Here is a 7,581-nt window from a genome sequence, read left to right as displayed (position 1 = left end):
GACCCTCCTGGCCACCTGGACCGGCGCCTGCTCGATATGCGGCCAACCCGCACCAACCCCCGAACCACACCACAGGATCTAACAAAGCCCTACTAAGGGGGGCCGAAGGCGAATCCCGCGTAGTCGAGGCATCACGCGCTGTCGACGACCGTGGACCCCTGTTCGGTGTCCGGGTGGAGCGTGCTGCACACCCGGGGCGCAGGCTCAGCGCCGTCTACGCTGCGGCCCATTCGTGAGGCCTGCCGCCGCGCCACCTGACCCACGCGGGGTCGTCGAGCAGCAGGTCCGGGTCCTCGAGCCCCGCCCGGCGCAGGAACTCGACGACGTCGCGGTCGCTGTAGGCGATGCCGAGGATGTGGGTGTCGGCAGAGCTCCGCACGGACACGCGGCGGCCGCCGTCCGGGCTGAGGTGATGAACGGTGACGGGCGGGTTCATTCATCCACGGTGCCCCCGGGAGCGGGTCCCGCGCCACCGGTCGGCCCAGGGCCCGGGTGCGAAGAGCGCCCCGACGACGGCCGGCGACGATTCCCCTGGCGGCGGCGACTTCGCCGGGGGCGAGGCACCGGAAACGACGCGCGCGCACCACCCGGTCCCGGATATCCTTCGTCGCCCCGTACAGGCCAGGAAGGTCCCTCAGCATGAGCAGCACCACGTCGTCCCTGCCCGAACGGCTCGAACTCTCGGGTGATGGCCTGGTTCTCCGCGACTGGACGGAGGGGGACGTGACAGCCATGCCGGCTCTCTTCGACGACCCGGACATCGCGTACTGGACACCGATCGTCTCGCCCTTCGACGAGACGGCAGCCCGTGCGCGCCTGAAGCGGGACAGGCAGCTGCGGGAGGAGGGCACGACCATCCTCCTCGCCATCACCGTCGACGGCGGCGCACCCCTCGGCGAGGTGATGCTGCGGCGGGCCCCCGAGGGCACGGAGATCGGCTACGTGGTCGGACCCGCGCACCGCGGCCAAGGGCTCGCGGTACGGGCGGTGCGCGTGATGACCGCCTACGCCTTCGAGCAGCTGGGTGCGGAGCAGGTCATCCTGGAGCTGGAAGCAGACAACGCCGCCAGCGTCGCCGTCGCCCGCAACGCGGGTTTCGGACTGCTCGACGTACCGCTGATCGAGGGGGAGGAGAAGGGGCGGCCGTTCGCACTGCAGACGTGGGGCCTGAGCTCCCATCGCGCCTGATCCGCCCGCTGTGCGCAGTGCGGTCAGGTTCTGCGGTCACGCAAGGGGGTGCCCCCTTCAGGTCCGCTGCGCCGGTCGCCGGGGGGACACGCGTCCGCTAGCGCGGTGCGGACCGACTCCAGGAGCCGCTCCCGTGCGCTGCGCCGGCGGCCCTCCCCATCCGGGTGAAGGGCTGCTCGCCGTAACGCGACTGGCGACCCGGAAGTTCTATGCCGCAGACCTCCACTTCGCCACCGAAGAAGGCGGGCCACCGGGCGTAGGCGGAGGCGGCGCCCCCGGCGTAAGGGAGGCAGAAGAGCCGCACGGCCGGTGGGGTCCGGCGTTGCGGGCCGGTGATCCAGCCGTCGGCCCGCGGTGGCTGCGGCGTTGTGCTTCGGTTCACGTTCGCGACTTCCCGCTCTGCCGGTCCGGCTGGACCGAGGTGTCAACGCTACTGCGTGGGGACATGCCCTCGGCCTCGGCCGGTCAGCGGTTCCTGACGGAAACGAACCTCACGTCGACGCTGCACTCGCGGCGACTACGACCTGCACGACGGACACCTCGAGGGGAGCAGGGCTTAATCTGGCGGTCACGGGCACGTCAGAGAGGCGCACCAAGATCGGGACCGCTAGTGAACCCGAGCCAGGAGGCACCATGTTTCGCCGGACCCTGTCCGTTCTCGCCGCTGTCGTGGCGCTCGCCGCCACCGGAGCGGTCGGCCAGGCCTCGGCCGCCGACGACGCCTCGGGCACCCAGCTCCCCGGGCCCCGCGTAGTGGACGTCATGTCGTTCAACATCCACCATGCCCAGGGCAGCGATGACGCGCTCGACCTCGAGAGGATCGCGGACGTCGTCCGCCGGAGCGGCGCCGACGTGGTGGGGTTGCAGGAGGTCGACAACCACTACTCGGCGCGCAGCGAGTGGGCCGACCAGCCGGCCGAACTCGCGGCGATGCTGGGTTACCACGTGGTGTTCGGTGCCAACATCGACAACGCTCCGCCGGCACCTGGTGGGCATCGCGTGCAGTACGGAACCGCGATCCTGTCCCGGTACCCGATCACCGCCTCTGACAACACCTGGCTGTACAAGACGGCCGGCCAGGAGCAGCGCGGCCTGCTGCACGCCACGATCGACGTCCGCGGTAAGAAGGTGGAGTTCTACAACACCCATCTGTCCGCCAGTTCGCAGACCGACCGTCTGCAGCAGACCGCGCAGGTCGTCGACCTGATCGGAACGAAGAAGCCCGGAATTCTCGTCGGGGACTTCAACGCCGTGCCGACCGCGCCGGAGTCGGAGCCGCTGCAGAGGGCCTACACCGACGCGTGGGCCGAGTCCCTGCACGGGCGTGGCGAGGGCGCCACGTACCCGGCCGATGCCCCGACCGAGCGGATCGACGTCATCTACACGACCCGCAACGCCACACCGCTTCTCACGCGCGTCGTGAGGTCCGAGCCGACCGCCTCCGACCACCTGCCGCTGCTCAGCAAGATCCTCGTCAGTTCCTGAGCGCTGACGAGGCAGTCCGTGAGTCCGCCATCCGTCCGCCGCACCCCTCCCGTTCACCGGTCGCCGGGCGTGCGGCGGCCGATGGGTCCGTGAGGCCGGCGGGCACAGGCTCGTGCGGCGGCACCCCACAGGTCGCCGCACTGTGTTGTGTTCCGCAGGCACGCGCCTCCCCGGCATGACCCCGTTCGTGAGTCTGCCCCGGTCTCGCGCAGGCCCCACCGGCGGTGTCGTCGCCCCGCGTGGCGCCCGTCGGAGACACGGCGCAGACTGGCTGGGATGGACAGGACTCCACAAGCGCCGCAGGCAATGGGCGACTACGTCGAACTCCCCGGTGTCAGGACGTGGTACGCGACCGAGGGTGCCGGTGATCCGCTCGTCCTGCTGCACGGCGGTTTCTGCACCAACGAAACGTGGGGGGGCGCAGCGCGCCGACCTCGCCGCCGTGTTCCGCCTCTTCCTGCCCGAGCGACGCGCACACGGTCACACCCCCGACGTCGCGGGACCGCTCTCCTACCAGGACATGGCCGACGACACCGTGGCCTTCCTGGAGGCGGTCGTGGAGGGACCGGCGCACCTGGTCGGCTGGAGTGACGGCGGTGTCGTCGCGCTCCTCGTCGCCATGGCCCGGCCTGACCTGGTACGCAAGGTCGTGGCGATCGGGGCCAGCACCCGACCCGGCGCAGAGTGCTTCGTCGAACCGGCGATGCTCGACGCGATGACACCCGACGGAGACGATCTCGAGTTCTTCCGGGAGATGTACGCGTCCGTCGCGCCGGACGGTGCGGACCACTGGCCGGTGGTGGCGGCGAAGATGGTCGACATGTGGCGTACCCAGCCGACGCTCACCGCCGAGAACCTCGCCCGGATCGAGGCATCCGTTCTGATCATGGTCGGCGACGACGACATGATGGCCCTGGAGCACACGACCGCCCTGTACCGGGCGATCAAGAAGTCCCAGCTGGCGGTGGTTCCCGGTGCCTCCCACCTGGTACCGCTGGAGAAGCCGGCCTTTGTCAACCGACTGATCCTGGATCACCTCGGGCAGGACGGGGTCGAGACGATGATGCCCATCAGGCGCGCCGCGCGGCCGGAGGAGGCCGACGGCGGAGCTGCGGGCTGACCGTGCGGGTGCCCGTCGACGTGACCCGCGCCGGCTCTCTGCGGAATGCGTCGTCCGGAACGCAGTGGGTACGCGACGTGCGACACCGGCCGGCAGCGGAGCGGCCGCGCACCGACAGGAGGAACGACATGACCGACCGCAGGCCCGCAGGAACCGCGTACACCGGGGCAGAGGCCAGCCCGCCGCCGATCCCCGCCGACATGCCCGACCAGCAGGCGCAGGAAGGCGAGGACGCCCTCGACGTCATCCTTCCGCCCGGCACAGAGCGCCCCCGTACGGAACCGGATTCCGGGACCGACGAAGGGGACCCGGACTCGGACAATCCCGACCCGGACGAGGCCGGCTCGGGCCGCAACGCTGCTCGCAATGCAGGAGTACACCCGGAACATCCCACCCCGGACGAGTCGACTGGCTGAACACGCCCCAAATCTCCGGGCTCGCACCCGAGGCAGCACACGGGACCGTGCGTGGGGCGAGCACGACCCTTCCCGCTCGCACGTCACCGCCTTCCGGTCCCGTCGACGGACACCTGGACCCCCGCGGCTCCGGCCTCGCGCCGCGGTGCTGAAGCCGCGTGGCCGGTGTGGTCCGGTTCACTGCCCACTGGTCGAGAGTCCGGAACAACCTCGATCGGTTGAAGGTTCACCTGTATGTGGGTACGGAGGGGACAGTGTCCCCGGGCCTCACCTCTAGCCCATGGGGAAGATCGTTCGGCTGAAGCCCCATGGAGCCGTCCGCCGCGAGGCGACCGCCCTCCGGACCCGCATCCCTTTGTCTGCCCCGGCCGGCCCCCCCGACCGGCCGGGGCTCTGCGCCTCTCAGCACCCGACCGTTGCGGTGACGGCCTTGTGCCCGCCGGCCGCGGGTTACGAGCGGGCCGCGCTGAAAAGGTCGTCCGAACACCGCCGCTGCGGATCTGGCGATCAGGGTGGCGACACCCCTCCCGGCCGAGCCGGAGAAAACCGGCGCGGGTACGCGTGCGGGACGGCCCCATCGGACGTGGCCTACGACCCGAGGACCGACGCGCAGAAGTGCGAGATGGTGCGGGGTCTGTTACAGGGCCGCACGGACCCCGCACCATCTCGTTGCCTCCCCTACCCCCCACGGCCCCGGCGTAGTTGTCCCTTGAGTGGTTCTGCCTCGTTTTGATGTGGCTAGTACTCCAGCTGTAGATCGTGATCTTCATGTCTGGGATGCGGCTTGTCGCTGGTAATGGCTGGTGCGTGATCGCTGCTGATGGCGGCGTCGCCAGTCAGACCAGCCGAGTCGGTGGGCGATGCCGTGGAGGGGCTGGACGACGAGCGTGATGAACAGGCACTGGATCTCGTTGCAGGACAGCGGGACCAGCCCGTCCGGGGCGGGTCCGTTCTCAGGCTGAGCGCGACAGCTGTCACAGTCTGGGCACTGAAGTTGTCACCTGCCGCGGGTTTGCGTCCTCCGTCACAAGCGATGACGCGGACAAGATGGGGGCAGGCAGCCCCGCGGCTCACTTCGCAAGCGTGGAGGCCTCGCCGACGGCGGCGAGCAGTTCGAAGGGGAGCTCTCGATCGACTTGGCCGATGGTGAGCCCGAGCCAGCGACCAGCAGACGGCACCTGCCACATTTGCATGCTCCCAGCAAGGTTGCACAGGGAGCCCAGGGGCTCGGGCGCCTCCTCGATGTCTGGGTAGTCCGGGTTGTCGAGCCCGAGATAGGGCCACAGATCGACCACGGTCGGACTGCCCCAACGCCCAGCCAGCACCGTGACCAGTGAGGTGAGGTCTGCCTCCAACTCCTCCTCGGCCGCCGTGATCGTCTCCGGACCAGGAACGTCCCAGAAGTCCCGGCTCTCCCGGAGAACAGCGATGTGATATCCGGGCCCGCCCCATCCGTGTTGCGTCCTCGACTTGCCTTCCTGTTCGGGGAACGGCAGAGCAATCAAGGCATCGATGATCGACAGCTGCTCCTCAGCGGAGCCTGCGGACCGGGGCTGGATCGGCATGGCTGGAGTGTAGGGCTGGTGACAGATGTCGTGCCCAGTCGCACCCCACCTGCAAGATCACGATCTACAGCTGGAGTACTAGTTGCAGGACGAGCGCGACTTCTGATGATCTTTCAGGTCTCTACGCCAAAAGATCGTCACAGGAGTCGCGCTCGTGCCCGTATCTTCGCCGATCCCCCCTGCCGTTGGCCAGCTTGCGGACCTCGCCCTGTGGGAGACAGAGCTCGCCACTGACCCGGCAGTAGTAGAGTCCGAGCTGGTCAGCAGGTTGCGGCAGGTCCCGGACGTGCGCGCGAAGCGTGGCCGGCGCCACGCCCTCGTGGTGATCCTGGCCTTGACCGCGTGCGCGACGCTGGTGATCGGCGGTGACTCGGTCCGCATCCTGACCGTGCGAGCTATGCCTCCTACGCCACGTTCAGTGATCCGGATGGGAACGGCTGGGTGCTCCAGGAGATCACGCAGCGATTCCCGGGCCGCTGAGCCACAGCGGTGACGCGGCCCCCACGTTCGCTCGGGAGATGGGCGGGCTCGTCTCGGGCTTCGCGTGAGGGACGTACGTTATCGGGCCGGTTGAGCCAGGACCTCAGGCAGAGCGGCCTCGGCTGGAACGCCGTTCGAAGCAGGGTCACTTGCCCCAGGGCGGCGCGGGGAAGCCGCCTGTCCGTCGGCACGGCGAGAAGAGGTTATGACGCGTGAAGCAAGCGTGAATACCCTGTGGACGCGATGTCGGTGGCGCCGCTTATGCTGCACCCGATGATCACGCTGGACCAGGGGAGGGCGCGGCATGTTCGGCAGGCTGTTCGACAGGAGCGGGGAGAGACCGTCGACGGATCCGCACGCCCTACCTGTTCCGCGAAGGCAGAAGAACGGCATGTACACGCTGCGCGCCCTCGGTGACGGCCGGGTGCTGGCACTGCTGGAGGCGGCCGACGCGGGTGACTGGGAGGCGCTCAAGGCTGCGCTGGCACCCTTCGACGTGGGTCATGACCAGCGGGTCCTCGGCGAACTCGCCAACTGGGACGGCCTGCAGGACTGGATCGGCCGTGCCGTCGAGGAGGACAAGGAACACCGCGCGACGGCCATTCTGATATCGGGGGCCCGGCATGTCACCTGGGGCTGGGAGGCACGCACGGCAGCCCGCGCGGTGAACGTCACGCGGGAGCAGTGGCGGGTTTTCCACGACCGTCTCCACATTGCCGAACAGCATCTGTTCGAGGCTGCGGAGCTTCGCCCGGAGTGGGTGACGCCGTGGCGCCACCTGCTCACCTCCGGCCGGGGCATGTCGCTGGGTCTCGCGGTCAACGAGACCCGGTTCGACGCCGCCATGCGCCGCGATCCGCTGAGCCTGGACATCCATGTGGAATGGCTGCAGCAGTTGCAGCCGCGCTGGGGCGGCGAGTCCGGCCAGGGGATGGAGTTCGCCCGTGACGCGATGGCCCGCACTCCGCAGGGGCACCGCCTGGGCTGCGTGATCGCTATGGCGCACATCGAGGACTGGGTGGAGTCGGACACCCAGGAGTGTCTGGAGACCCCCCGGATCCAGGCGGAGCTGCGGGAAGCGGCCGAGCACAGCATCCTCCACCCCGATTACGAGCGGCGCCCGGGCTGGCAGCACGACTTCAACATGTTCGCCATGGCCCTGTCGCTCGCCGACGAGCGCCACGCGGCCAAGCGGGTCTTCCGTGCACTCGACGGCGCGTACACCAGTTGGCCGTGGACCTACATGGCGGAGCCCGAGCAGCAGTTCGCCCGGCACTCCCGCCGCCGCGGCTGAGCTGACTCAGCCCGCATCCCGCCCCGCCCACCG

The 7,581-nt window shown here is 69.4% G+C and carries 7 protein-coding genes and 3 pseudogenes; 6 read left to right on the top strand and 4 right to left on the bottom strand.

The window, feature by feature from the left end; all coding sequences use genetic code 11:
- Positions 1 to 214: 214 nt before the first annotated feature.
- Entirely contained in the window at positions 215 to 436 is a 222-nt protein-coding gene (locus ACFU5K_RS24505; protein WP_384065289.1) for a hypothetical protein, read from the bottom strand.
- Between the two features lie 203 nt (positions 437 to 639).
- On the opposite strand from ACFU5K_RS24505, the gene ACFU5K_RS24500 reads away from it, so the two are divergent.
- Positions 640 to 1,188, top strand: coding sequence for a GNAT family N-acetyltransferase (locus ACFU5K_RS24500; protein ID WP_384065287.1), 549 nt, complete (start codon positions 640 to 642; stop codon positions 1,186 to 1,188).
- Positions 1,189 to 1,285: 97 nt separating this feature from the next.
- Here the strand turns inward: ACFU5K_RS24500 and ACFU5K_RS24495 are convergent, their stop codons facing one another.
- Positions 1,286 to 1,492 carry a thioesterase domain-containing protein gene (locus ACFU5K_RS24495; protein ID WP_384065291.1) on the bottom strand — a complete coding sequence of 69 codons (207 nt, stop codon included), beginning with the start codon at positions 1,490 to 1,492 and terminating at the stop codon, positions 1,286 to 1,288.
- A 329-nt stretch (positions 1,493 to 1,821) separates the two neighbouring features.
- Here ACFU5K_RS24495 and ACFU5K_RS24490 point away from each other — a divergent pair, with 329 nt between their 5' ends.
- The 3 genes and pseudogenes from ACFU5K_RS24490 (at position 1,822) to ACFU5K_RS24480 (ending at position 4,209) form a co-directional block, all read left to right on the top strand.
- Positions 1,822 to 2,673 carry an endonuclease/exonuclease/phosphatase family protein gene (locus ACFU5K_RS24490; RefSeq protein ID WP_384065285.1) on the top strand — a complete coding sequence of 284 codons (852 nt, stop codon included), beginning with the start codon at positions 1,822 to 1,824 and terminating at the stop codon, positions 2,671 to 2,673.
- A gap of 306 nt (positions 2,674 to 2,979) precedes the next feature.
- Positions 2,980 to 3,793: pseudogene (locus tag ACFU5K_RS24485) on the top strand (alpha/beta fold hydrolase).
- A 128-nt stretch (positions 3,794 to 3,921) separates the two neighbouring features.
- Entirely contained in the window at positions 3,922 to 4,209 is a 288-nt protein-coding gene (locus tag ACFU5K_RS24480) for a hypothetical protein (protein ID WP_384065283.1), read from the top strand.
- 766 nt (positions 4,210 to 4,975) lie between these two features.
- Here the strand turns inward: ACFU5K_RS24480 and ACFU5K_RS24475 are convergent.
- Together ACFU5K_RS24475 and ACFU5K_RS24470 are read right to left on the bottom strand one after the other, a co-directional pair.
- Positions 4,976 to 5,164 (bottom strand): annotated as a pseudogene (locus ACFU5K_RS24475) (IS701 family transposase); the annotation flags it as partial.
- Between the two features lie 115 nt (positions 5,165 to 5,279).
- On the bottom strand, positions 5,280 to 5,774 hold the full coding sequence (locus ACFU5K_RS24470; protein ID WP_384065281.1) for a hypothetical protein: 495 nt from the start codon (positions 5,772 to 5,774) through the stop codon (positions 5,280 to 5,282).
- A 372-nt stretch (positions 5,775 to 6,146) separates the two neighbouring features.
- On the opposite strand from ACFU5K_RS24470, the pseudogene ACFU5K_RS24465 reads away from it, so the two are divergent.
- A pseudogene (locus tag ACFU5K_RS24465) lies at positions 6,147 to 6,254 on the top strand (glyoxalase); the annotation flags it as partial.
- A 304-nt stretch (positions 6,255 to 6,558) separates the two neighbouring features.
- Positions 6,559 to 7,548 (top strand): hypothetical protein, encoded by a 990-nt coding sequence (locus ACFU5K_RS24460; protein ID WP_384065279.1) that lies wholly within the window; start codon positions 6,559 to 6,561, stop codon positions 7,546 to 7,548.
- Positions 7,549 to 7,581: the final 33 nt, after the last annotated feature.

It is taken from the genome of Streptomyces sp. NPDC057428 (genome assembly GCF_042803195.1).
Lineage (GTDB): Bacteria > Actinomycetota > Actinomycetes > Streptomycetales > Streptomycetaceae > Streptomyces.
This window is presented reverse-complemented; position numbering and strand designations above follow the sequence as displayed.

Coding starts and splice junctions, on each gene's coding strand:
- ACFU5K_RS24505 (WP_384065289.1), bottom strand. CDS start 436: ATGAACCCGCCCGTCACCGTTCATCACCTCAGCCCGGACGGCGGCCGC.
- ACFU5K_RS24500 (WP_384065287.1), top strand. CDS start 640: ATGAGCAGCACCACGTCGTCCCTGCCCGAACGGCTCGAACTCTCGGGT.
- ACFU5K_RS24490 (WP_384065285.1), top strand. CDS start 1,822: ATGTTTCGCCGGACCCTGTCCGTTCTCGCCGCTGTCGTGGCGCTCGCC.
- ACFU5K_RS24480 (WP_384065283.1), top strand. CDS start 3,922: ATGACCGACCGCAGGCCCGCAGGAACCGCGTACACCGGGGCAGAGGCC.
- ACFU5K_RS24470 (WP_384065281.1), bottom strand. CDS start 5,774: ATGCCGATCCAGCCCCGGTCCGCAGGCTCCGCTGAGGAGCAGCTGTCG.
- ACFU5K_RS24460 (WP_384065279.1), top strand. CDS start 6,559: ATGTTCGGCAGGCTGTTCGACAGGAGCGGGGAGAGACCGTCGACGGAT.